This is a genomic window from Streptomyces sp. NPDC057287 (genome assembly GCF_042667905.1).
In the GTDB taxonomy this organism is placed as follows: domain Bacteria; phylum Actinomycetota; class Actinomycetes; order Streptomycetales; family Streptomycetaceae; genus Streptomyces.
The window spans coordinates 271,856-294,789 of sequence record NZ_JBHUYV010000006.1 but is presented as its reverse complement, the minus strand read 5'-3'; the positions used below and the strand labels follow the sequence as shown (position 1 = coordinate 294,789).

Here is a 22,934-nt window from a genome sequence, read left to right as displayed (position 1 = left end):
TGCCGCGACGAGCCGATCGGGGGACGGCTCGACCGGCCGACGGTACGGGCGGACCCGGCCGGGCCTCAGACGCTGATGTCCCTCGTCGTGAAACGCGCCCAGGCCGCGGAGCCGAACACCGCCGCGTACAGCGCCTGCAGACCCAGGTTCCTGGCGATCTCGTCCCAGTAGACCGGGTCGCGCAACAGGTCCGTGAAGGACAGCCAGTAGTGCGGGAAGAGGTACGGGTGGATCCCGTGCAGCTGCGGCATCGCGTCCAGGATCTGCACGGTGATGAGCACTCCGACCGTGGCCGCCATCGCCGCGATCCCGCTGTTGGTGAGGGTCGAGACGAAGAGGCCCAGCGCCGCGAACCCGATGAGGGACGCCGCCACCACCACCGCGATCAGCCCGGCCCGCAGGAGTCCTTCTCCGAAGCCGATCCGGGTCCCCGAGATCGTCGTGACCTCGCCGACGGGGAAGAGCAGCGCCCCGGCCGCGAGCGCCGACGCCGCCACGACCACGGTGGCGACCAGGCAGAACACCAGCACGGAGGCGTACTTCGCGAGCAGCAGCCGGGTGCGGCCCGCCGGGGCGACCAGCAGGTAGCGCAGCGTGCCGCCGCTCGCCTCGCCGGCGACGGAGTCCCCCGCGACGACACCGACGGCCATCGGGAGGAAGACGGGCAGCGTCGCGGAGAGCGCCGCGAAGACCAGGAAGAGACCGTTGTTGGTGACCTGGGAGAGGAAGGCGGGCCCGCCCCCTCCGCCACCGGGCCCGCCCCGCGACCCGTCGCCCGTCTCGATCCGTACGGCGATCCCGATGAGGACCGGCACGGCGGCCAGCACCCCGAGCAGGGCCACGGTGCGCCACCGCCGGAGCGCGGTGGCCAGTTCGGAGCGGAGGATCCCCAGGGTCCACAGCGCCCGGCGCGGCGCGTGGGGCACGGGGACGGCCGTGAGTTCAGCCTGCGACATCGAATCCCTCTCCGGTGAGTGCGACGAAGGCGTCCTCCAGCGAGGCCCGCTCGACGCCGAAGGCGCGTACCCGGACCCCGGCGCGCACCAGGGCGGCGTTGAGGTCGGCGAGCTCGACGTCGCCCGGGGGTGCGTCCACGCTCACCCGGTCCCCGTCGGTCACGAGGCCCGTCGCCCCGTGGGACGCGAGGACGCGGGCGGCCTCTCCGGGGTCGGGGGTGGTGACGGCGAGCCGTCCCCGGGCGTCGGCGGCGAGCGCGGCGACCGGCCCCTGGACGAGGAGCCGGCCGCGAGCCATCACCGCCGCGTGGGTGCAGACCTGTTCGATCTCGTCGAGCAGGTGGGAGGAGAGGAAGACGGTGGTGCCCTCGGCCGCCAGCTCCCGGACCAGGGAGCGGATCTCGCGCATGCCCTGCGGGTCGAGACCGTTGGTCGGCTCGTCCAGTACGAGCAGTCTGCGCGGCTGGAGCAGGGCGGCGGCGAGACCGAGGCGCTGCTTCATCCCGAGCGAGTACGCCCTGGCCTTCTTGCCGGCCGCGGCCCCGAGACCGACCCGTTCCAGGGCGCTCTCCACCCGCGCACGCCGGGTACGCGGATCGGCGCACGGGTCGGCGGAGTCGAAGCGCACCAGATTGCCGCGGCCCGTCAGGAACCCGTACAGCGCGGGGCCCTCGATGAGCGCACCGACCTGCGGGAGCACCGTGCGCGAGGCGGCCGGCATGGGCCGGCCCAGGACGTGCGCGGTGCCGGAGGTGGGGGCGATGAGCCCCATGAGCATCCGGATCGTGGTGGTCTTCCCGGAGCCGTTGGGCCCCAGGAAACCGAAGACGCTGCCGGCCGGGACGGCGAGGTCGAGCCCGTCGACGGCCGGCGGCCCGCCGCGGTAGCGCTTGGTGAGCCCGTGTGTCTCGATCACCGTGCCGGGCCCGTGTCCCGTGCCCGGTTCCGCCGTCGCGGCAGCTGTCTCGGTCATCCGCACTCCCGGTCCTGTCCCCGCCGTGTCCGTCCGCCCCGCCACGTGGACCGCCCCCGTCGCACGAGCCGCCCCGCCGTACGGAGCGTACGACGGGGCGGGGGCGTACGGTGCGTCCTACTTCGCGGTGTCGGCCGCCTTCACCAGCGCGTCCTTGGTGACCGCGCCGACGTAGACCTTGCCGTCGTCCGTCAGCAGCGCGTTGACCAGGCGCGTCCTGAAGACCGTGCCCGAGCCGAAGTCGCCGGTGACCTTGTCGCCGAGGGCGTCCAGGAACTGCTGCGCCTGTGCGGGTACGTCGCCGGAACCCTGGGCGGGCAGACCCGCGCCGCCCGGGACCTCGATCTCGGCGACGGCGTTCCAGCCCTCGCCGATGACGTTCAGGCCCTGGAAGCCCTCCAGCGCGCCGAGGTCCTTGCGCGCCTTGTCCGCGGCGCCCTTCTCCTCGGCCCCGGCCTTCAGCTCGTCCGCCTCGGTCACCTTCGCACCCTTGGGAGGGGAGAAGGAGAAGGAGGAGGCCGCGGGCTTCTTGAAGTCGACCTCGGTGAAGCCGGCGTCGACCGCGGCCTTGCCGCCGCTGCTGGGGGCCAGCGTGAACTTCAGGGGCACTCCGGTCGAGGCGTCGACGGCGATCGTGACGGATCCGATCGTCGAACCGGACTGCTTGGGCTTGATCAGCAGCTTGTAGGCGTCGCGCCCCGCGACCTGCGCCGTGCCGTCGACGGTGACGGACGTGGTGTCGTCCGCGGCGGCGAGCGCCTCCTCGGCGAGCTCCTCAGGAGTGGCCGGCACCCCCTTCGGCGCCTTGTGCTCCCCGGCCTTGCCACCCGCGCCCTCGTCGGACTTCGCGTGGTAGACCTCGTTGCTCTCGCTGTCGTATCCCCAGACGTCGTCCCCGTTGTGGACGAGGCTGTACTCGGAGCCCTCTCCGAGGATCGAGAGGCGCTGCTTGTCCGGGCCGTCCGCGGCGACCCGGAGCGTGTGCGTCCCGGAGGCGAGCTCCATCAGCTTGGCCTCGGGGGACGCGCTCGACCCGTCGGTCCCGGAGTCCGGCGCGAAGGAGCCCGCGAGCCCGCCGAGCGAGGGGATGCCGAGGTCGGTGCTGACCTTCAGCGTGCCGGACAGCTGCTCCTCGTCCGATGCGGCGATCTTCTCGATGAGTTCCTGCGCGGTGATCTCCGGCAGATCCGGGTCGCCGGAGTCCGCCAGTGCGGGGACGAGCCCGATCGTCGCCGCCGCCACTCCCGCCACTGCGAACGGGACGATGTAGCGCGCCGCCTTCCGGCGGCCCACGACAGTGCCCGTGGCCTCGCCGTTGGTCTCTGCGCTGTCGTTCGGTGCCATGTGTGCTCTACCTCCGTGGTCGGCGGCTGCCATCCCGTTGAGCCTGTCCACTCCCCGCCGCCATTCTCACCCGATGTGGTCAGGAGTGGTTGTTATCCATCTGACCAAATCGGGCGAGGACAAGCGTCAGCCCTCGGGAGCAACTGGGCGTACCTCTCCGGGATGACACACAGGGCGCACCGTCCACCGAGCCCTTAGGGGTCGGACGGGGCCACGGACGGGTCAGCCCGCGCGGTGCACCACGGCGTCGCACAGCTCTTCGAGCGCGGCCTTCGCGTAGCACTCGGGCAGCGGCGCCAGTGTCGCGCGCGCCTCCTGGGCGTAGCGGACGGTGTCGCGGCGCGCCTGCTCCAGCGCCGGGTGGGCGCGCAGCCTGCGCAGCGCCTCGGCGAGCAGGGCGTCGTCCGCGAGGTCGCCCTCCAGCAGCTCGACGAGCTCCTTGTCCTCCGGACGGCCCTCTGCCGCGGCCCGCGCGCGCAGGAGCAGGACCGGCAGGGTGGGGATGCCCTCACGCAGGTCGGTGCCGGGCGTCTTGCCCGACTCGTGGGAGTCGGAGGCGATGTCCAGGACGTCGTCGGCGAGCTGGAAGGCGATGCCGAGGCGTTCGCCGTACTGGGTGAGGATGTCGACGACCGATTCGTCGGCCCCCGCCATCAGGGCGCCGAACCGGCCGGACACGGCGACCAGCGAGCCGGTCTTGCCGCTGAGCACGTCCATGTAGTGGTCGACGGGGTCGCGCCCGTCGCGCGGGCCCGCGGTCTCCAGGATCTGACCGGTGACCAGGCGCTCGAACGCCTCCGCCTGGATGCGGACGGCCTCCGGGCCGAGGTCGGCCAGGATGTGCGACGCACGGGCGAAGAGGAAGTCGCCCGTCAGGACGGCCACGGAATTGCCCCAGCGGGTGTTGGCGCTGTCCACCCCGCGGCGCACGTCCGCCTCGTCCATCACGTCGTCGTGGTACAGCGTCGCCAGGTGCGTCAGTTCGACGACGACGGCCGAGGGGACGACGCCCGGTGCGTCCGGGTCGCCGAACTGGGACGCGAGCATCACCAGCAGCGGCCGGAAACGCTTGCCCCCGGCGCTGACGAGGTGCTGCGCGGCCTCCGTGATGAACGGGACCTCGCTTTTGGTGGCGTCCAGCAGCCCCGCCTCGACAGCGGCCAAACCGGCCTGGACATCGGCCTCAAGAGCCTGGTCCCGCACGCTCAGTCCGAACGGCCCGACGACGGTCACGAGGGGATCTCCTGTCTGCTGACGCTCACACGGATTGTCGATGTGTCGCTGTCCTCACTCAAGTCAGCGTATCCGGTCCCGTTTGGATCACCGTGGGCGCCTTCCCGCCACCGCCGGTATGTTCGGGATCAGCTCATACGATCAGGAGTTATCGCTTTGTCCCACACCACGGCCGGTACCGAACCGACCCAGCCGCCGCCCGGAGACGACACCGCCTTCTTCGGTCAGCCGCGGGGTCTGTTGACGCTGTCCGGACTGGAAGTCTGGGAGCGCTTCTCGTTCCTCGGGATGCAGGCCATCCTGGTCCTCTACTTCGCCGACAAGGTCTCCGACGGGGGCCTGGGCATGGACCCCGGCACCGCCGCCTCGGTCTCGGCCGCCTACGGCACGCTGGTCTACCTCGTCTCCGTGGCGGGCGGCTGGCTGGCCGACCGCATCCTGGGTTCGTACCGCGCGGTCCTGTACGGCGGCATCCTCATCGCCTGCGGTCACTACGCCATGGCCGTCCCGACCGCCACGATGACCTGGGTGGGCCTCGGGCTGATCAGCGCCGGGACAGGCCTGCTCAAGCCCAATGTGGCCTCCATGGTCGGCAAGCTCTACGGCACCGACGACGAGCGGCGCGACGCCGGCTTCGCCCTGTACTACATGGGCATCAACATCGGCGCCTTCGCGGGTCCGCTGATCACCGGCTGGCTCGGCGATCACGCGAGCTGGCACTGGGGCTTCTCGGCCGCCGCGTTCGGCATGACGCTCGGCCTGATCCAGTACGTCCTGGGCCGGCGTCACCTGGCCGGGCGAAAGCACGGCGCCGAGTACGCGCTGGCCCCCGGGCCGATGCGCCGCGCGCTGCTGCTGATCGTGGCGGGCGCCGTCGTGGTCGCGGTCGTGGCGACGGCCCTGGCCCTGGCCGGGTGGCTCACGATGGACCGTTTCGTCGACGTGCTCACCGTCATCTCGGTGATCGCACCCGTCGTCTACTTCGTGGTCATGTTCCGCAGCCCCCGGGTGACCGCGGACGAGCGCGGCAGGCTGCGCCCGTACGTGGTGCTGTTCCTGGCGTCCGTGGTCTTCAACTTCATCCTCTTCCAGGCGTACTCGACGATGATCCTGCTCGCCTCGACGAACGCGCGTACGGAGATCTTCGGGTTCCACTTCCCGGCGAGCTGGTACGCCTCGGCCCTGGGCGCCTTCGAGGTGGCGCTGGCGCCCGTCGTGGCCGCCGTGTGGGCCAGGATGGGCCCGCGCCAGCCGCACGCCTCGAACAAGATCGCGATCGGGGTGATCCTCGGCGGCCTGTCGTTCATCCTGATGGTCCTGCCGACCTCCGGTCACGCCGACGACACGTACAAGATGGCCGCCTGGTGGATCGTCGGCTCCTACCTGCTGCTCGGGCTCGGCGACATCCTCGTGGAGACCTCCGGCATGTCCGCCACCACGAAGCTCGCGCCCAAGGCGTTCGCCAGCCAGACGATGGCGCTGTGGTTCCTGTCGCTGGCCCTCGCCAACGGCATCCAGTCACAGATCGTGAAGCTGTACGGCGAGGTGTCCAACCCCGCCTACTTCGGTGTCAATGGCGCTATCGCGGTGACGGCCGGTGTGGCCGTCATCGCCGCCGCTCCCTGGCTCAAGCGCACCATGCACCCCGTCCACTGAGGTACCGCCATGCACATCCGCACCGATTTCCCGTACGAGACCACCCACGAGGACCTCTACATCCCGCTGGCGGACGGCACCGAGCTGTACGCCCGGATCTGGCGGCCGGTCACCGACGAACCGGTGCCCGCGCTGCTGGAGTACCTGCCCTACCGGCTCAGCGACTGGACGGCCCCGCGCGACTGGCAGCGCCACCCCTGGTACGCGGGCCACGGCTACGCCTCCGTGCGCGTCGACGTCCGCGGGCACGGCAACAGCGAGGGCATGCCGGGTGACGAGTACGACGCGACGGAGCTCGCCGACGGGGTCGCCGTCGTGCACTGGCTGGCCCAGCAGGAGTGGTGCTCGGGACGGGTCGGCATGTTCGGCATCTCCTGGGGCGGCTTCAACTCGCTCCAGATCGCGGCGCTCGCACCGGAGCCGCTGAAGGCGGTCGTCACCGTGTGTTCGGCCGACGACCGCTACGACAACGACGTCCACTACATGGGCGGCTCCGTCCTCGGTGTGGACATGCACGCCTGGGCCTCCACCATGCTGGCCTTCGTCTCGCGCCCTCCGGACCCGGCGGACGTCGGGGACGACTGGCGGGACATGTGGCTGCGGCGCCTGGAGAAGGTGGAGCCGTTCATCCACACGTGGCTGGCCCATCAGACCCGCGACGACTACTGGAAGCACGGCAGCGTCTGCGAGGACTACGGCGCGATCAAGGCGAAGGTCATGGCGGTGGGCGGCTGGCACGACCCGTACCGCGACACCGTCCTGCGGCTCGTCGAGCATCTGGACCCCGGGCAGGTGCGCGGCCTGATCGGCCCCTGGTCCCACCAGTACCCGGACCGCGGGCTCCCCCCCGGGCCCGCGATCGGCTTCCTCCAGGAGACGCTGCGCTGGTGGGACCAGCACCTCAAGGACGAGGACACGGGGGTGATGAACGAGCCCCTGCTGCGGTCCTGGATCAGCGGCTCGCACCCCCCTGCCACGGTCTACGAGACGCTGCCCGGCCGCTGGGTCGGTGACGCGTCCTGGCCGTCCGAGAACGTCGCCGCGGTCACGTACGCCCTGGGCGGCGGGTCGCAGATCGTCCGTTCGCCGCAGCAGACGGGGCTCGACGCGGGCCGCTTCTTCCCGTTCGGCAACGACGCCGACCTGCCGCCCGACCAGCGCGACGAGGACGCCAAGTCGGTGTGCTTCGAGTTCCCCGTCGAGGACGCCCCGATCGAGATCCTCGGCCGCCCCCGGGTGACGCTCCTGCTCCGGATGGACGTACCGCGCGGCCAGGTGATCGCCCGGCTCTGCGACGTGGCCCCGGACGGGGCCTCCACCCTGGTGACCCGTGGGGCCCTCAACCTGGCCACCCGTCACGGGCGCGACCGCGCGGAGGACTGGCCCGCCGGGGAGGCCGAATACGTGAACTTCGAGCTGAACGGCATCGGGCACACCTTCCCGCCCGGCCACCGGATCAGGGTCGCCCTCTCCTCCTCGTACTGGCCGTGGATCTGGCCCCAGGCCGGTTCGGCGGGCTTCACGCTGGAGGCGGAGGGCAGCCTCGTCGAGCTCCCGGTGCGCAGGCACACCGAGGACCCGGGCATCACCTTCGGCGATCCGGAGCAGGCGGAGCCGCTCGGTGTCGTCTTCCCGGTGACGCTCGACGAGCAGCGCCCGGAGCGGCTGGTGGTCCGTGACGTCGCCAAGGGCGAATGGCGCCTGGAGGTCGATCCGCGCTACGGCGGCACGCGCGTCTACCCGGACGGACTGGAGTTCACCGAGGACGCGCTGGAGACGTACACGATCCAGCAGGACGACCCGCTGTCGGCCAGGGCCCGTTCGGACTGGACGATCCGGCTGCACCGGCCGGAGATGTCCTGGGACGTGCGGGTCGAGACGCGTTCGGAGACGAGCGCGGACGCGGACGACTTCATCACGTCCAACGAGGTCGTGTGCAAGGACGGCGACGAGGTCGTCTTCCACCGGACCTGGGAGAAGAGGATCCCCCGCACGGCGGGCTGACCTCCCCGCACGGCGGGGTCGAGCAGGGTTATCACGTAACTTTCCGGGCATTACGCCTACTTGAGGCACTGCCGCCGACCGGCGACGCCGACGTACCGTGTTCCTCAAGCGACTGGAAAGGGGCAGCGACAGATGCCCGAGCAGAGCAGCCCGCTCGACCTGGCCGAAGGCGATCCCTTCGGTCCGCACAACCTTCCGTACGGCGTGTTCTCCACCCCCGGGCACCCCGAGGACCGAAGGGTCGGAGTCCGCATCGGCGGACACGTGCTGGACGCCGGAGCGGCGGCGCACGCACTCGGCTCGCCGTACGCCAGACTGCTGGCGCAGCCGAGCCTGATGCCGCTGCTGGCGGCGGGGCGCACCGCCTGGCGGGATGTGCGCAGGGCACTGACGGCGTGGGTGACGGTGCCGTCGCACCGCCCGGACCTGGAGCCGCTGCTGCACCCGCTCGACACGGTGACCCTCCACCTGCCGTACGAGGTCGCGGACTACGTGGACTTCTACGCCAGCGAGCACCACGCCACCAACGTGGGGAGGATCTTCCGCCCCGACGGCGCGGCCCTCACCCCCAACTGGAAGCACCTGCCGATCGGTTACCACGGGCGGGCGGGCACGGTCGTCGTCTCCGGCACCGACGTGGTGCGCCCCTCCGGGCAGCGCAAGGCACCGTCCGACCCCGCTCCCGTCTTCGGCCCCTCGGTGAAGCTGGACATCGAGGCCGAGGTCGGCTTCGTCGTGGGCGTCCCCTCGGAGCAGGGCTCCCCGGTGGCGCTCGGCGACTTCCGCGAGCACGTCTTCGGGCTCTCCCTGCTCAACGACTGGTCGGCGCGGGACATCCAGGCCTGGGAGTACGTGCCGCTGGGCCCCTTCCTGGGCAAGTCCTTCGCCACCTCGGTGTCGGCCTGGGTGACCCCGCTGGAAGCCCTGGACTCGGCCCGCACGGTCCCCGACCGTGACGTCGCGCTGCTCCCCTACCTGGAGGACGCGGACGACGAGGAGCCGGGCGGCTTCGACATCCGGATCTCGGTGGAGATCAACGGGCAGACGGTCTCCGAGCCCCCGTTCTCGACCATGTACTGGACGGCGGCCCAGCAGCTGGCACAGATGACGGTGAACGGCGCCTCGCTGCGCACCGGCGACCTCTACGGCTCCGGCACCGTCAGCGGCGCGGAGCCCGGGCAGCGCGGCTCCCTGCTCGAACTCACCTGGAACGGGCGCGATCCGCTGGATCTCACCGAGGGGAAGCGGACGTTCCTGGAGGACGGCGACACCGTCACCCTGACCGCCTGGGCGCCGGGGCCGCACGGCACACGGGTCGGGCTCGGTGAGGTGACCGGACGGATCACGGCCGCCTCATGAGCGACGCGGAACCGACGCTCCCCGAGGCACTGCTGCTGCTCGCCCTGGACCCTGTACGCGGCAAGCCGTACTGCCGGGGCCGGTTCCTGGAGTACGGCATCGCGGGTGCGGCCCTGGCGGAGCTCGAACTGCAGGGCCGGATAGCGCAGGAGCGCGGGCGGGTGACGGTCGTGAATCCGCTGGACCCGCCGGACGCGCTGCTCGCGGTCTTCCTGCGGAGTCTTCCGCCGCCCGGCAAGAGCAGATTCGGCTCCGGGACGTCCGCGAGGGGCTGGGTGCGGCAGGCGGGGCGGCAGGCCGAAGGGCTCTACCTCGACGCCCTGGTGGAGCGTGGCGTCCTGCGCCGGGAGACGCGCCGCCTCCTCGGCCTGTTGCCGTACCACCGCCATCCGGCGGGCTCCGCCTCCCCGGCCGAGGAGGTGCGGCAGCGCTTCGAGGCGTCCCGTGCGGACGGGTACCCGGACCGCAGGAGCCGGCTGCTCGCGGGCCTGGCGGCGGCGGTGGAGCTGCCATCGGTGGCGAGGCGGGGCGACCGGCGCACGCGCGCGGCGGCACGGGCCCTGGTCCACGAGGAATGGCCGGCGCAGGCCGTCCACCGCAACGTGCGCCAGGACAAGGCCGCCCGGGCCGGCGGCGGGAGCGCCGGAGGAGGCGGGGGCGGAGGCGCGGACGGCGACTGACCGCCCCGGTGGCCGGCGCCCCGGTGTCCGAGGGCTGGTCGTCCGGGTGGCAGATCTTCCCCGGCCGGGCGGAAAACAGCAGGTCACAGCCGTACGACCGAGGCCCTCAGGTGGCGCAACACTGCGGCAACACCATCGCGTGGACCCCGTCGGTATGGTCCAGCGCATGCCAGCCGAACGCACCCGTGAGCACACCGTGCCCGTCGCCGCCGCCCGTCGGCGACGGCTGCGCGCGGACCATGCGCGGCTGCTCGCCGACCTGCTGCGCCATCAGGTGCGCAGTGGCGGTTTCCCGGGCGGGGTGCTGCCCTTCGAGGACGCGATCGGCAGCGACTACCGCGTCTCGCGCAACACCGTCCGGCAGGCCCTGGACCTGCTCCGCGCCGAGGGCCTGGTGGAGCGGCAGCCGGGTGTCGGCACCGTCGTGGTCAGCGAGAGGTACCCGCACCGCCTCGACCGGCTGCAGGGCCTGGCCGAGACCCTCCGCGAACACGGCCGGGTCACCAACGAGGTCCGTACCGTCGGCCCCGTGCCCGCGCCGGCCCCCGTCGCACGGCGGCTGCGGATCGCGGCCCACACCGACGTGCTCTACATCGAGCGGCGCAGGCTGCTGAACGGGCTGCCGCTCTCCCTCGACCTCACCTACGTCCCCATGGACATCGGGGACGGTCTCCTCGGCTGCGACCTGGAGAACACCGACGTCTTCCGGCTGCTGGAGAGCCTCACCGGGCAGCCGCTCGGCACCGCCGAGATCACCATGGAGGCCGTCAACGCCGACGCGCACTCCGCCGCCGTCCTGGAGACCCCGCACGGTTCCGCCGTCCTGATGCTGGAACGGCTCACCCACCTCGATGACGGCCGTCCCGTGGACCTGGAGTTCATCCGCTTCCGCGGGGACCGCATCAGCATGAGCGGACTGCTGCACAGGTCCGGCTGAGCACCCACCCCTTCCCCTCTTCCCTGGAGACCGCCATGCCTCTGGCGCCCCAGCGGGCCGACGTGCCCGTGACCATCGACGAGTCCAAGTGCATCGACGGCTGCACCCTCTGCGTCGACATGTGTCCGCTCGACTCGCTGGCCATCCACCAGGACAGCGGCAAGGCGTACATGCACGTCGACGAGTGCTGGTACTGCGGCCCGTGCGCGGCCAGGTGTCCCACCGACGCGGTCACGGTGAACATGCCCTACCTCCTCCGGTGAAAGGCCCCTCCTCCCATGCGACGCACGGCAATCCGTACGGCCGGCGCCCTGCTGGCCCCCGCGCTGCTCGTCCCGCTCACGGCGGGCTGCGGCGGCGGGGCGAGCGCGGGTGACGCCGACACGGTCACGGTGACCGTCGGCTATCAGTCCCGGACCATCAACACCGTCACGGCGGGCACGCTGCTGCGCTCGCTGGGCTACTTCGAGGACGAACTGCGCGCCCGCGGGGAGCGGGACGGCGTCACGTACGAGGTGAAGTGGCAGGACTACGCGACCGGCGCCCCGATCACCGCGCAGATGACCGCGGGAAAGATCGACATCGGCTCGATGGGTGACTTCCCGCTGTTGATCAACGCGGCACGCGGCAAGCAGCTCGGCCGCCCCACCAAGCTGGTCTCGGTCACCGGCTACAACCTGCGCGGCGGCCTCAACACCGTGGTGACCGCGCCTGATTCGAAGCTCGGATCCCTGAAGGACCTGCGCGGCAGGAAGGTCTCCACGAGCGTCGGTTCGGCCGCGGACGGGACGCTCGTCCGTGCGCTCCAGCAGGCCGGGCTCGACCCGGAGAAGGACATCCGCAAGCTCAACCAGCAGCCGTCTGTGGGGGCTTCGGCGCTCCAGGCCGGCAGCGCGGACGCCCTGTCGCAGTTCGTGGCGTGGCCCGGCCTGCTGGCCTTCCAGGGCAGGGCGAAGGCGCTCTACGACGGGGCGGAGCTGAATCTTCCGACCTTCCACGGGGTCACCGTCGTCGAGGACTTCGCCGAGAAGCGGCCCGCGGTGCTGGAGGACTTCCTCCGGGCGCAGGGCCGTGCGACGGAGTACCTGCACGAGCACCCGGTGGCGGCCTCCGAGTCGGTGGCCAAGGCGACGGGTCTGCCGGCGGAGGTCGTCCACCTCTACAACGGCGCCCAGGGCATCGCCACGTTCGACACGACGGTGAAGCCCGCACTGGTGGCCGCGCTCGAGAAGGACGTCCCCGTGCTGCGCTCGGCGAAGCTGGTCGGGGACGTGGACGTCGACTCCTTCGTCGACGAGACCTACGTGAAGCGGGTGTACGGCTCCGGCTACGCGAAGGCACGGGCCGCCGGTCCGCCGACGGCGCGCGGCGGCGAGGTCTGGCTGAAGGGCGAGGACACCACCTCGGCGTTCGCCACCCCCGCCGAGGTCCTGCGGTACGCCGCCGGACACAAGGGCAAGGTCCGCGCCGCGTACGTCCCCGACGCGGGCACCGGGACCCTGTGGTTCGCGGACCGGGCGGTCTGGGTGTCGGACGGCGGGGAGCTGCGGCCGTACGTCACGGAGTCGGCCGCCCGCGCGGACGTCGCGGCGCACCCCGGCTCCCGGGTCGTCCCGTACGCCACCGCGCTCGACCTGGCCCGCGCCTCGTGAGGGGGCGGCGGTCGTCGCTCGCGCTGCGGGCGTTGTCGCTGGTGGCAGCCCTGTCCCTCTGGCAGTTGCTCACCTCCTACGACGTCAACCTGTGGCTGCGCTTCGAGCAGTTCCCCACGTTGACCGATGTGGCCCGGGCGTTCGGGGACCGGCTGGGCGGTGACGCGTACTGGCAGGACCTCACCGACAGCCTGACCCGCATCGTCACCGGCTTCGCCCTGGCCGCCGTCCTCGGCATCACGGTCGGCACGGCGATCGCCCGCTCGCGGCTGGCCTCGGACCTGCTGGGCCCGGTCCTCGAGGTGGTACGCCCGGTCCCGGCGATCGCCCTGGTGCCCGTGGCGATCCTGCTCTTCCCCAGCAACGAGCAGGGCATCGTCTTCATCACCTGCACCGCGGCGTTCTTCCCCGTCATGGTGTCCACCCGGCACGCGGTGCGCGCGCTCACCCCGGTGTGGGAGGAGGCCGTCCTGACGATGGGCGGCGGCCGGTGGAGGATCCTCGTCTCCGTCGTCCTGCCCGGCGCGCTCCCCGGCATCCTCGGCGGACTCTCCGTCGGGATCGGGGTGTCGTGGATCTGTGTCATCTCCGCCGAGATGATCTCCGGGGAGTACGGGGTGGGCTACCGCACCTGGCAGGACTACACGGTCGTCGACTACCCGGGGGTCTTCGTCGGCATGGTCACCATCGGGCTGCTGGGGTGGATCACCTCGACGGCCGTGGAGCTGCTCGGCCGCCGGCTCACCCGGTGGCTGCCGCGCACGGAGGGCAGCCGCCCTCCGGTCCCCGTACGGCACCGCAAGCGGGCCGTACCCCCGGCGGCGGCGCCGGTCCCCCTGGCGAAGGAGCGGGTGCACCCATGACCACGACCACTCCCCCGGGGGTCCGGCTGACGCTGCGCGGCGCCGTGCTCGGCCGGGTCGGGGCCCCGGTGCTGGACGGCATCGACCTCGATGTCGTCCCCGGCGAGATCCTCGCCGTCGTCGGGCCGTCCGGCTGCGGCAAGTCCACGCTGCTGCGCACCCTGGCCGGGCTGCTGCCCGCCCTCGGCGGTGAGGTCGCCCAGGACGGCGCGGCCGTCACCGCACCGCACGCCGAACGGGCCCTCGTCTTCCAGGACGACGCGCTGCTGCCCTGGCGCTCGGTGCGGGCCAACGTCGAACTTCCCCTGGCCATCCGGGGCCTCCCGCGGGCCGCGCGCAGGGCGCGCGCCGAGTCCTGGCTGGCCCGGGTCGGCCTGGACGGCCACGGCGCGAAGCTCCCGCACCGGATCTCGGGCGGTCAGCGCCAGCGCGTCCAGCTGGCCCGCGCCCTGGCGGCCGAGCCGCGCGCGGTCCTGATGGACGAGCCGTTCGGGGCGCTGGACGCCCAGACCCGGGCCGGGATGCAGCAGCTGCTCGTCGACGTCCTGCGGGGCACGGGGGCCACGGTCGTCTTCGTCACGCACGACGTCGACGAGGCCCTGTTCCTCGGGGACCGCGTGGCACTGCTGCCGACCGGGCGCGTCCTGGACGTACCCCGCCCGCGGGAACGCGCCGCGCACACCGATCCGGTGACCGTGGCGCTGCGCCGCGAGGTCCTCGAATCGCTCACTCCCGCCCATGGAAAGGCCTGACCGTGCAGATCCCCGCCCTCGCCGACGCCGAGGAACTCTCCTGCGACGTGCTGGTCGTCGGGGGCGGCACGGCCGGCACGATGGCCGCGCTCACCGCCGCCGAGCACGGCTCCTCCGTCCTGCTGCTGGAGAAGGCCCACGTACGCCACTCGGGCGCCCTCGCCATGGGCATGGACGGCGTGAACAACGCGGTGATCCCGGGCCGGGCCGAGCCCGACGACTACGTCGCCGAGATCACCCGGGCCAACGACGGCATCGTCGACCAGTCCACCGTCCGTCAGACCGCCGTGCGCGGGTACGGGATGGTGCGGCGGCTGGAGTCGTACGGGGTGAAGTTCGAGAAGGACGAGCACGGCGAGTACGCCGTCCGCCAGGTGCACCGCTCCGGCTCCTACGTGCTGCCGATGCCCGAGGGCAAGGACGTCAAGAAGGTCCTCTACCGGCAGCTCCGGCGCCGGGAGATGCGGGAGCGGATCCGCATCGAGAACCGGGTGATGCCCGTCCGCATCCTCACCGGCGACGACGGCCGGGCGATCGGCGCGGCGGCCTTCAACACCCGTACGGGCGCGTTCGTCACCGTGCGCGCGGGGGCCGTCGTCCTCGCCACCGGCCCCTGCGGACGGCTCGGCCTGCCCGCCTCCGGGTACCTCTACGGGACGTACGAGAACCCCACCAACGCGGGCGACGGCTATGCCATGGCGTACCACGCGGGCGCCGAGCTGACCGGCATCGAGTGCTTCCAGATCAACCCGCTGATCAAGGACTACAACGGACCGGCCTGCGCCTACGTCGCCAACCCCTTCGGCGGCTACCAGGTGAACCGGCACGGCGAGCGGTTCGTCGACTCCGACTACTGGTCGGGGCAGATGATGTCCGAGTTCGCGGCGGAGGTCGCCTCCGACCGCGGGCCGGTGTACCTGAAGCTGAGCCACCTGCCGGAGGAGTCCGTCAGCGCCCTGGAAGGCATCCTGCACACGACGGAACGGCCGACGCGCGGCACGTTCCACGCGAACCGGGGCCATGACTACCGCACCCACGACATCGAGATGCACATCTCGGAGATCGGGCTGTGCGGCGGGCACTCGGCGTCCGGCGTCCGCGTCGACGACCACGCCCGCACGACGGTGCCCCGGCTGTACGCGGCCGGGGACCTCGCCTGCGTCCCGCACAACTACATGATCGGCGCCTTCGTCTTCGGCGACCTCGCCGGCGCCGACGCCTCCCGGTACACGGCGTACGAGGGCGAGCTGCCCGCGGAACAGCTGCGGGAGGCCCACGCGCTGGTCTACCGGCCGCTGGGCAACCCGGACGGGCCGCCGCAGACCCAGGTCGAGTACAAGCTGCGCCGCTTCGTGAACGACTACGTGGCCCCGCCGAAGTCGGGGGCCCGGCTCTCGCTCGCGCTGGAGCACTTCGAGCGGATGCGCACGGACATCGCGGAGATGGGGGCGACGACCCCGCACGAGCTGATGCGGTGCGCCGAGGTGAGCTTCATCCGGGACTGCGCGGAGATGGCGGCGCGCTCCTCGCTGGCCCGCACGGAGTCCCGCTGGGGCCTGTACCACGAGCGTACGGACCATCCGGAGCGCGACGACACGGACTGGTTCCACCACCTGGACCTGCGGAAGTCCGCCTCGGGCGCCATGGAGTTCACGGCGCGGCCGGTGGCGCCTTACCTCGTGCCGGTGGAGGGGTTCGACGCGGTGGGCGGGGCCCCGCGCGACCTGGGCGAGGTCGAGGCGGAGCAGGTGGCGACCGCCGGGGCGAAGGAAGCCGCCCCGTCCGGTTCCGCGGTGACCGTGCGCGCCGGGGCCGCCGCCCCCGCGTCCGGCCCCTCCCCCCGCATCCTCGAACTCCTCGCACTGGCGGAGGACCAGCCGGAGCTGGCTGACCTCGCCCCGTATCTGGGCGACTCCGACCCGGCGGTCCGGCGGGCCGCGGTGGCCGCGCTGACCGAGTCGACGCCGGAGGGCGCGGGACCGGCCCTGGCGGCGACGCTCGCCGACCCGGTGCCGTCCGTGCGCGCGGCGGCGGCGGCCTCCCTGCGGGAGCTGGTCGAGGTGCTGCCCGCCGGACCGGCCCTGCGCGAGCCGCTGGTGGCGGCGCTGGGCTCGGAGGACCCGGTCGTACGGTCCACCGCGCTGGACACCCTGCGCGCGCTGCGGCTCGGGGACGCGGAGCTGTACGCCGGCACGCTCGGCGACCCCGACATCGACGTACGCGTCCACACGGTCAGCGCCCTGGTCTCGGTGGACGCGGCCGGGCTGCTCGCCGGAGCGGTGGCCGACCCGTCCCGTGAGGTCCGGGTGTCCGTCGCGAAGGGCCTGGGCGCCACGCGCTCCCCCCGGCCGGAACCGCTGGCGCCGCTGCTGTCCGACCCGGACCCGCTGGTGCGGGCGGCGGCGCTGGGTGCGCTGGCGGCCACGGGGTGCCCCGAGCCGTACGCGGCTCAGGCCACCGCCGCGCTGGAGGATCCGGCCTGGCAGGTCCGGGCGGGCGCGGCGAAGGCGCTCTCGTCGGCAGACCCCGCCCCGGCGGTCGCGGCGCTGGCGGGGGTGCTGGGCGACCCCAACGCCGACGTACGCAAGGCGGCGGTCCTGGCTCTGCTGCACCACACACCCCACGACGCGGCCCGGAAGGCCCTCTCAGGCGTGCTCACGGACCCGGACGCGGATGTGCGCGCGTACGCGGCCAGGGGAGCGGTGGTCAACGACGCGTGACTCGCTCACACGTTTGGGCGGCCATGATCGGTTCTCGCCGGATACGCTGAGCGGATCGCGAGACTGCTTCGTATGGGAGCACTGATGAGCGTCGGACCCGAGGCCCCCTAGCCGCGGTGGGCGGTTCCGCCCGTGGGCGGCTGGACCGCCGATGACCTGGACGCACTTCCCCGCGAGCAGCGTGCTGCTCGCGATCGAGGTGGTGTCCGACGAGTCCGTCACCCGTGACCGGGAGACCAAGCCCGTGAAGTACGCGCGGGCGAGGATTCCGCACTACTGGCGGGTGGAGAACCAGGACGGCCGGCCGGGCGGTGGTCTACGTCTTCGAGCTGGAGCCCGCGACCGGCGCGTACACGTCCACGGGGATCTTCCATGATCGGATGAAGGTGTCCACTCCGTTCGCCGTCGATCTCGACCTGACCGCGATCGTCTCGCGCCGCCGGGCGGCGAAGCCGGAGTAGACCCGGCCTCCGCTCACTCGAACTCCGGCGGCTCCTCGTCCCAGCCGAACTCCGGGTCGGCGTGCGGGGCAGCCGGCGGCACCTTCGGCTCCGGGGGCCGGACCGCTGCGGGAGCCGTCTCCGGTGCTGCGGCAGGGGCCGCGTCGCCCAGCCCCGCCAGCACCTCCAGCACTCCCTCGCCGTACGTCGCGAGCTTCTTCTCGCCGAGTCCGCTGACACCGCCCAGCTCCGCGAGCGTGGACGGGTGCAAGGTCGCGATCTCCCGCAGCGTCGCGTCGTGGAAGATCACGTACGCCGGGAGGCCCAGCTCCTTCGCCGTGGCCCCGCGCCAGGCGCGCAGCGCCTCGAAGACCGGGACGGCCTCCGCCGGCAGATCGGCCACCGCGGCCGCCGACTTGGCCTTGCGCTCGCCGCCGGACGACGACCGGGTCGTGGGCCGCTTCGGCTCCTTGCGGAGCAGCACCTCACGCTCCCGGCCGAGCACGGACCCGCTCTCCTCCGTCAGCACCAGCGTGCCGTACTCGCCCTCGACGGCCAGCAGGCCCTGGGCCAGCAGCTGGCGCACGACGCCCCGCCACTCCGCCTCGGCCAGCTCCTCGCCGATACCGAAGACCGAGAGCTGGTCGTGGTCGAACTGGATGGTCTTCGCTGTCTTGCGGCCCAGCAGGATGTCGATGATCTGGCCGGCCCCGAACTTCTGGTTGCGCTCCCGCTTCAGCCGGACCACCGTCGACAGCAGCTTCTGGGCGACCACCGTGCCGTCCCAGGTCTCGGGCGGGGTCAGGCAGGTGTCGCAGTTGCCGCAGGCCTGCTCGCCGGGCTCCTGGCCGAAGTACGTCAGGAGCTGGGCGCGGCGGCACTGGACGGTCTCGCAGAGCGCCAGCATCGAGTCGAGGTGCGAGGCCGCCCGGCGCCGGAACGCCTCGTCGCCCTCGCCGCCCTGGATGAGCTTGCGCTGCTGGACGACGTCCTGGAGGCCGTACGCCATCCAGGCCGTGGACGGTGCCCCGTCACGCCCCGCGCGGCCGGTCTCCTGGTAGTAGCCCTCGACGGACTTGGGCAGGTCGAGGTGGGCGACGAAGCGCACGTCCGGCTTGTCGATGCCCATGCCGAACGCGATGGTCGCGACGACGACCAGGCCCTCCTCGCGCAGGAAGCGCGACTGGTGGGCGGCGCGCGTCCCGGCGTCCAGACCCGCGTGGTACGGCACGGCCTCGATGCCGTTGCGGCTGAGGTACTCGGCGGTCTTCTCCGTCGAGTTGCGCGAGAGGCAGTAGACGATGCCCGCGTCCCCCGGGTGCTCCTCCTTGAGGAAGGTGAGGAGCTGCTTCTTCGGGTCGGCCTTGCCCACGATGCGGTACTGGATGTTGGGCCGGTCGAAGCTGGCCACGAAGTGCCGGGCGTCGGGCATGCCCAGGCGCTGGGTGATCTCCCGGTGCGTGGCGTCGGTCGCCGTGGCCGTCAGCGCGATGCGCGGCACGTCGGGCCAGCGCTCCCCCAGCACGGACAGGGCCAGGTAGTCCGGGCGGAAGTCGTGGCCCCACTGGGCGACGCAGTGCGCCTCGTCGATCGCGAAGACGGAGATCTCGCCACGGGCCAGCAGGGCGAGGGTCGAATCGAGGCGAAGCCGCTCGGGGGCCAGGTACAGCACGTCGAGCTCGCCGGCGACGAACTGGGCCTCCATCGAGCGGCGCTCGTCGAAGTCCTGCGTGGAGTTCATGAAGCCCGCGCGGACACCGAGCGCGCGCAGGGCGTCCACCTGGTCCTGCATGAGCGCGATCAGCGGGGAGATCACGATGCCGGTACCCGGCCTGACCAGGGCGGGGATCTGGTAGCAGAGGGACTTGCCGCCGCCGGTGGGCATGAGCACGACCGCGTCGCCGCCCTCGACGACATGCTCGATCACGGCGCCCTGCTCGCCGCGGAACGCCTCGTACCCGAACACCCGGTGCAGCGTCTGCCGCGCAGCGCTCTCGGTCGTCACACTCATGGTCGCGCCCGTCCGTCCGTCTTCACCCGTCCACAGCAACCATAGGCGCCGCCTACGACAACGCCGGACGGGCTTGACTTTCCAAGGCCCGTCCGGCGTCGCAGCGCGTTCCCGCGGTTACCGCACGAACACTCCCGCCTGGTTGGCCAGGTCCAGGAAGTACTGCGGGGCCAGGCCCAGCACCAGGGTCACGGCTACCCCGACCGCGATCGTGGTCATCGTTAGCGGGGACGGGACGGCGACCGTGGGGCCGTCCGCCTTCGGCTCGCTGAAGAACATCAGGACGATGACCCGGATGTAGAAGAACGCGGCGATGGCCGACGAGATCACACCGACCACGACGAGGCCGCCCGCTCCCCCGTCCGCCGCCGCCTTGAAGACGGCGAACTTGCCGGAGAAGCCCGAGGTGAGCGGGATGCCGGCGAAGGAAAGCAGGAACACGGCGAAGACCGCCGCGGTCAGCGGTGAGCGCCGGCCGAGCCCGGCCCACTTCGACAGGTGGGTCGCCTCGCCGCCCGCGTCGCGCACCAGGGTGACGACGGCGAAGGCACCGACGGTCACGAAGGAGTACACCCCGAGGTAGAAGAGGACCGAGGAGACTCCCTCCGGGCTGGACGCGATGACACCGGCGAGGATGAAGCCCGCGTGTGCGATCGAGGAGTAGGCCAAGAGCCTCTTGATGTCGGTCTGGGTGATCGCGACGATCGCCCCGCCCAGCATCGTGACGATCGCGACACCCCACATGACGGGGCGCAGGTCCCAGGTGAGGCCGGGCAGCACCACGTAGAGCAGCCGCAGCAGGGCGCCGAACGCGGCGACCTTGGTGGCCGCGGCCATGAAGCCGGTGACCGGCGTCGGGGCGCCCTGGTAGACGTCCGGGGTCCACATGTGGAACGGGACCGCGCCGACCTTGAAGAGCAGGCCCATGAGGATCATCGCGGCGCCGATGAGCAGCAGCGCGTCGTTGCCCATGGTGTCGGCGAGGGCCGGGTCGATCTGCTGGACGCTGCCGTCGACGACGTTCGCGATGCCCGCGTACGAGACGGTGCCCGCATATCCGTAGAGGAGGGCGATCCCGAAGAGCAGGAAGGCCGAGGAGAAGGCGCCGAGCAGGAAGTACTTCACGGCGGCCTCCTGCGACATCAGCCGCTTGCGGCGGGCGACGGCGCAGAGGAGGTACAGCGGGAGGGAGAAGACCTCGAGCGCCACGAACAGCGTCAGGAGGTCGTTGGCCGCGGGGAAGACCAGCATGCCCGCCACGGAGAAGAGGGCCAGCGGGAAGACCTCGGTCGTGGTGAATCCGGCCTTGACCGCCGCCTTCTCCCCGTCGCTGCCTGGCACCGAACCGGCCTGGGCCGCGAAGGAGTCGACCCGGTTGCCGTGTGCGGCCGGGTCGAGGCGCCGCTCGGCGAACGTGAAGACGGAGACCATCGAGACGAGCAGGATGGTGCCCTGGAGGAAGAGGGCGGGTCCGTCGACGGCGACGGCGCCCATCGCGGCGAAGTGGGCGTTCTTCGTGGCGTACCCGTCGGCGGCGAGCCCCACCACCGCGGCGAACGCGGCGGCGATGGCGACGACCGTCAGGAACACCTGGGTGGTGTAGCGCGCCCGTCGCGGGACGAAGGCCTCCACCAGGATCCCGAGGACGGCGGCCCCGAGCACGATCAGGACGGGCGCCAGTTGGGCGTACTCGATGGTCGGAGCGGTGAACTTGTCGCCCGGGGCGGCCGTCGTCACCCCGCCCGCCGTCGTCCACAGGCTGTGGACAGCTGTTGCGCTCACTTGGCGGCCTCCACCTCGGGCTGGGGGTCCTTCTTCTGTACGTCGTGCATGGTGTGCTGCACCGCCGGGTTGACGACCTCGGTGAGCGGCTTCGGGAAGACGCCCAGGAAGATCAGCAGGGCGATCAGCGGAAGAGCCACCGCCAGCTCGCGGACCTTGAGGTCGGGCATGGACCCGATCCCCTCCCTGACCGGGCCCGTCATCGTCCGCTGGTAGAGGACGAGGACGTAGAGCGCGGCGAGCACGATGCCGACGGTGGCGATGATGCCCGCCACCGGGTACGCGCTGAACGTGCCGACCAGGACCAGGAACTCACTGACGAACGGGGCGAGGCCGGGCAGCGAGAGGGTGGCCAGGCCGCCGATGAGGAACGTTCCCGCCAGGACGGGCGCCACCTTCTGCACCCCGCCGTAGTCGGCGATGAGCCGCGAGCCCCGGCGGGTGATCAGGAATCCGGCGACAAGCATCAGCGCGGCCGTCGAGATGCCGTGGTTGACCATGTAGAGCGTGGCGCCCGACTGGCCCTGGCTGGTCATCGCGAAGATCCCGAGCACGATGAAGCCGAAGTGCGAGATCGACGCGTAGGCGATCAGCCGCTTGATGTCGCGCTGGCCGACGGCGAGCAGAGCGCCGTAGACGATGGAGACCAGCGCCAGGACGATGATCACCGGCGTCGCCCACTTGCTGGCCTCCGGGAAGAGCTGGAGGCAGAAGCGCAGCATCGCGAAGGTGCCGACCTTGTCGACGACCGCGGTGATCAGGACGGCCACCGGGGTGGTCGCCTCCCCCATCGCGTTGGGCAGCCACGTGTGCAGCGGCCAGAGCGGGGCCTTCACCGCGAAGGCGAAGAAGAACCCGAGGAACAGCCACCGCTCGGTGGAGGTCGCCATGTCCAGCGAGCCGTTGGCCCGGGCCTCGGCGATCTCGGAGAGCGAGAAGCTCCCCGCGACGACGTAGAGCCCGATGACGGCGGCCAGCATGATGAGCCCGCCGGCCAGGTTGTAGAGGAGGAACTTCACGGCCGCGTAGCTGCGCTGCGCCGCCGCGTTCTCGTCGCTGCCCGAGTGGGCCCGGTCCCCGAAGCCGCCGATGAGGAAGTACATCGGGATGAGCATGGCTTCGAAGAGGATGTAGAAGAGGAAGACGTCGGTGGCCACGAAGGACAGGATCACCATCGCTTCGACCATCAGGATCAGGGCGAAGAAGCCCTGGGTCGGACGCCAGCGGCTGGAGTTGGTCTCCAGGGGATCGGCGTCGTGCCAGCCCGCCAGGATCACGAAGGGGATCAGCAGCGCGGTGAGCGCGAGGAGCGCCACCCCGATGCCGTCGACGCCCAGTTCGTAGCGGACGCCGAAGTCCTTGATCCAGGCGTGCGATTCGGTGAGCTGGTAGCGGTCACCGCCCGGTTCGAAGCGGGCGAACACGATGCCGGCCAGGACGAGGGTGGCCAGCGAGACCACCAGGGCCAGCCACTTGGCCGCCGTGCGCCGGGCGGCCGGCACGGCGGCGGTGGCGATCGCGCCGATCGCCGGGAGCGCGGCCGTCGCTGTCAGGAGGGGAAAGGACATGGGA

The 22,934-nt window shown here is 71.9% G+C and carries 17 protein-coding genes and 1 pseudogene; 11 read left to right on the top strand and 7 right to left on the bottom strand.

Going from position 1 to position 22,934, the window contains the following annotated elements; translation table 11 throughout:
- Positions 1–65 precede the first annotated feature (65 nt).
- The 4 genes from ACFUNE_RS14275 to ACFUNE_RS14260 form a co-directional block, all read right to left on the bottom strand.
- Positions 66–956, bottom strand: coding sequence for an ABC transporter permease (locus ACFUNE_RS14275; protein WP_383566322.1), 891 nt, complete (start codon positions 954–956; stop codon positions 66–68).
- Positions 943–1,929, bottom strand: coding sequence for an ABC transporter ATP-binding protein (locus ACFUNE_RS14270; protein WP_383566319.1), 987 nt, complete (start codon positions 1,927–1,929; stop codon positions 943–945). Before ACFUNE_RS14270 ends, ACFUNE_RS14275 begins: the two co-directional genes overlap by 14 nt.
- A gap of 117 nt (positions 1,930–2,046) precedes the next feature.
- On the bottom strand, positions 2,047–3,273 hold the full coding sequence (locus ACFUNE_RS14265; protein ID WP_383566316.1) for an outer membrane lipoprotein carrier protein LolA: 1,227 nt from the start codon (positions 3,271–3,273) through the stop codon (positions 2,047–2,049).
- Positions 3,274–3,495: 222 nt separating this feature from the next.
- Entirely contained in the window at positions 3,496–4,506 is a 1,011-nt protein-coding gene (locus ACFUNE_RS14260; RefSeq protein ID WP_383566313.1) for a polyprenyl synthetase family protein, read from the bottom strand.
- A gap of 156 nt (positions 4,507–4,662) precedes the next feature.
- On the opposite strand from ACFUNE_RS14260, the gene ACFUNE_RS14255 reads away from it, so the two are divergent.
- The 11 genes and pseudogenes from ACFUNE_RS14255 to ACFUNE_RS14205 form a co-directional block, all read left to right on the top strand.
- Positions 4,663–6,162 carry a peptide MFS transporter gene (locus ACFUNE_RS14255; protein WP_383566310.1) on the top strand — a complete coding sequence of 500 codons (1,500 nt, stop codon included), beginning with the start codon at positions 4,663–4,665 and terminating at the stop codon, positions 6,160–6,162.
- A 9-nt stretch (positions 6,163–6,171) separates the two neighbouring features.
- Complete coding sequence (locus ACFUNE_RS14250; protein WP_383566307.1) at positions 6,172–8,166, top strand: CocE/NonD family hydrolase; 1,995 nt, start codon at positions 6,172–6,174, stop codon at positions 8,164–8,166.
- 132 nt (positions 8,167–8,298) lie between these two features.
- Positions 8,299–9,525 carry a fumarylacetoacetase gene (fahA, locus tag ACFUNE_RS14245; RefSeq protein WP_383566304.1) on the top strand — a complete coding sequence of 409 codons (1,227 nt, stop codon included), beginning with the start codon at positions 8,299–8,301 and terminating at the stop codon, positions 9,523–9,525.
- Complete coding sequence (locus ACFUNE_RS14240) at positions 9,522–10,205, top strand: GPP34 family phosphoprotein (protein WP_383566301.1); 684 nt, start codon at positions 9,522–9,524, stop codon at positions 10,203–10,205. The genes fahA and ACFUNE_RS14240 overlap by 4 nt, the downstream gene beginning before the upstream one ends.
- Positions 10,206–10,371: 166 nt before the next feature.
- Positions 10,372–11,142, top strand: coding sequence for a GntR family transcriptional regulator (locus tag ACFUNE_RS14235; RefSeq protein WP_383566297.1), 771 nt, complete (start codon positions 10,372–10,374; stop codon positions 11,140–11,142).
- Positions 11,143–11,177: 35 nt separating this feature from the next.
- Positions 11,178–11,405 (top strand): ferredoxin family protein, encoded by a 228-nt coding sequence (locus tag ACFUNE_RS14230; protein WP_383566294.1) that lies wholly within the window; start codon positions 11,178–11,180, stop codon positions 11,403–11,405.
- A gap of 15 nt (positions 11,406–11,420) precedes the next feature.
- The gene (locus tag ACFUNE_RS14225; protein WP_383566291.1) at positions 11,421–12,794 is read left to right on the top strand and encodes an ABC transporter substrate-binding protein; all 1,374 of its coding nucleotides are present in this window, start codon (positions 11,421–11,423) and stop codon (positions 12,792–12,794) included.
- Positions 12,791–13,657 (top strand): ABC transporter permease, encoded by an 867-nt coding sequence (locus tag ACFUNE_RS14220; RefSeq protein WP_383566288.1) that lies wholly within the window; start codon positions 12,791–12,793, stop codon positions 13,655–13,657. Before ACFUNE_RS14225 ends, ACFUNE_RS14220 begins: the two co-directional genes overlap by 4 nt.
- A complete protein-coding gene (locus ACFUNE_RS14215) occupies positions 13,654–14,409 on the top strand; it encodes an ABC transporter ATP-binding protein (RefSeq protein WP_383566285.1) in 756 nt (251 codons plus the stop codon). Before ACFUNE_RS14220 ends, ACFUNE_RS14215 begins: the two co-directional genes overlap by 4 nt.
- Positions 14,410–14,411: 2 nt before the next feature.
- Positions 14,412–17,129, top strand: coding sequence for a fumarate reductase/succinate dehydrogenase flavoprotein subunit (locus ACFUNE_RS14210; protein ID WP_383566282.1), 2,718 nt, complete (start codon positions 14,412–14,414; stop codon positions 17,127–17,129).
- Positions 17,130–17,289: 160 nt separating this feature from the next.
- A pseudogene (locus ACFUNE_RS14205) lies at positions 17,290–17,590 on the top strand (Uma2 family endonuclease); the annotation flags it as partial.
- Positions 17,591–17,603: 13 nt separating this feature from the next.
- On the opposite strand, the gene recQ reads toward ACFUNE_RS14205, so the two are convergent.
- The 3 genes from recQ to ACFUNE_RS14190 all read right to left on the bottom strand — a co-directional run bounded on the left by recQ (position 17,604) and on the right by ACFUNE_RS14190 (position 22,930).
- Positions 17,604–19,580 carry a DNA helicase RecQ gene (gene recQ, locus ACFUNE_RS14200; protein ID WP_383566279.1) on the bottom strand — a complete coding sequence of 659 codons (1,977 nt, stop codon included), beginning with the start codon at positions 19,578–19,580 and terminating at the stop codon, positions 17,604–17,606.
- A 117-nt stretch (positions 19,581–19,697) separates the two neighbouring features.
- A complete protein-coding gene (gene nuoN / locus ACFUNE_RS14195) occupies positions 19,698–21,362 on the bottom strand; it encodes an NADH-quinone oxidoreductase subunit NuoN (RefSeq protein WP_383566276.1) in 1,665 nt (554 codons plus the stop codon).
- Positions 21,359–22,930 carry an NADH-quinone oxidoreductase subunit M gene (locus ACFUNE_RS14190; protein ID WP_383566273.1) on the bottom strand — a complete coding sequence of 524 codons (1,572 nt, stop codon included), beginning with the start codon at positions 22,928–22,930 and terminating at the stop codon, positions 21,359–21,361. The genes nuoN and ACFUNE_RS14190 overlap by 4 nt, the downstream gene beginning before the upstream one ends.
- Positions 22,931–22,934: the final 4 nt, after the last annotated feature.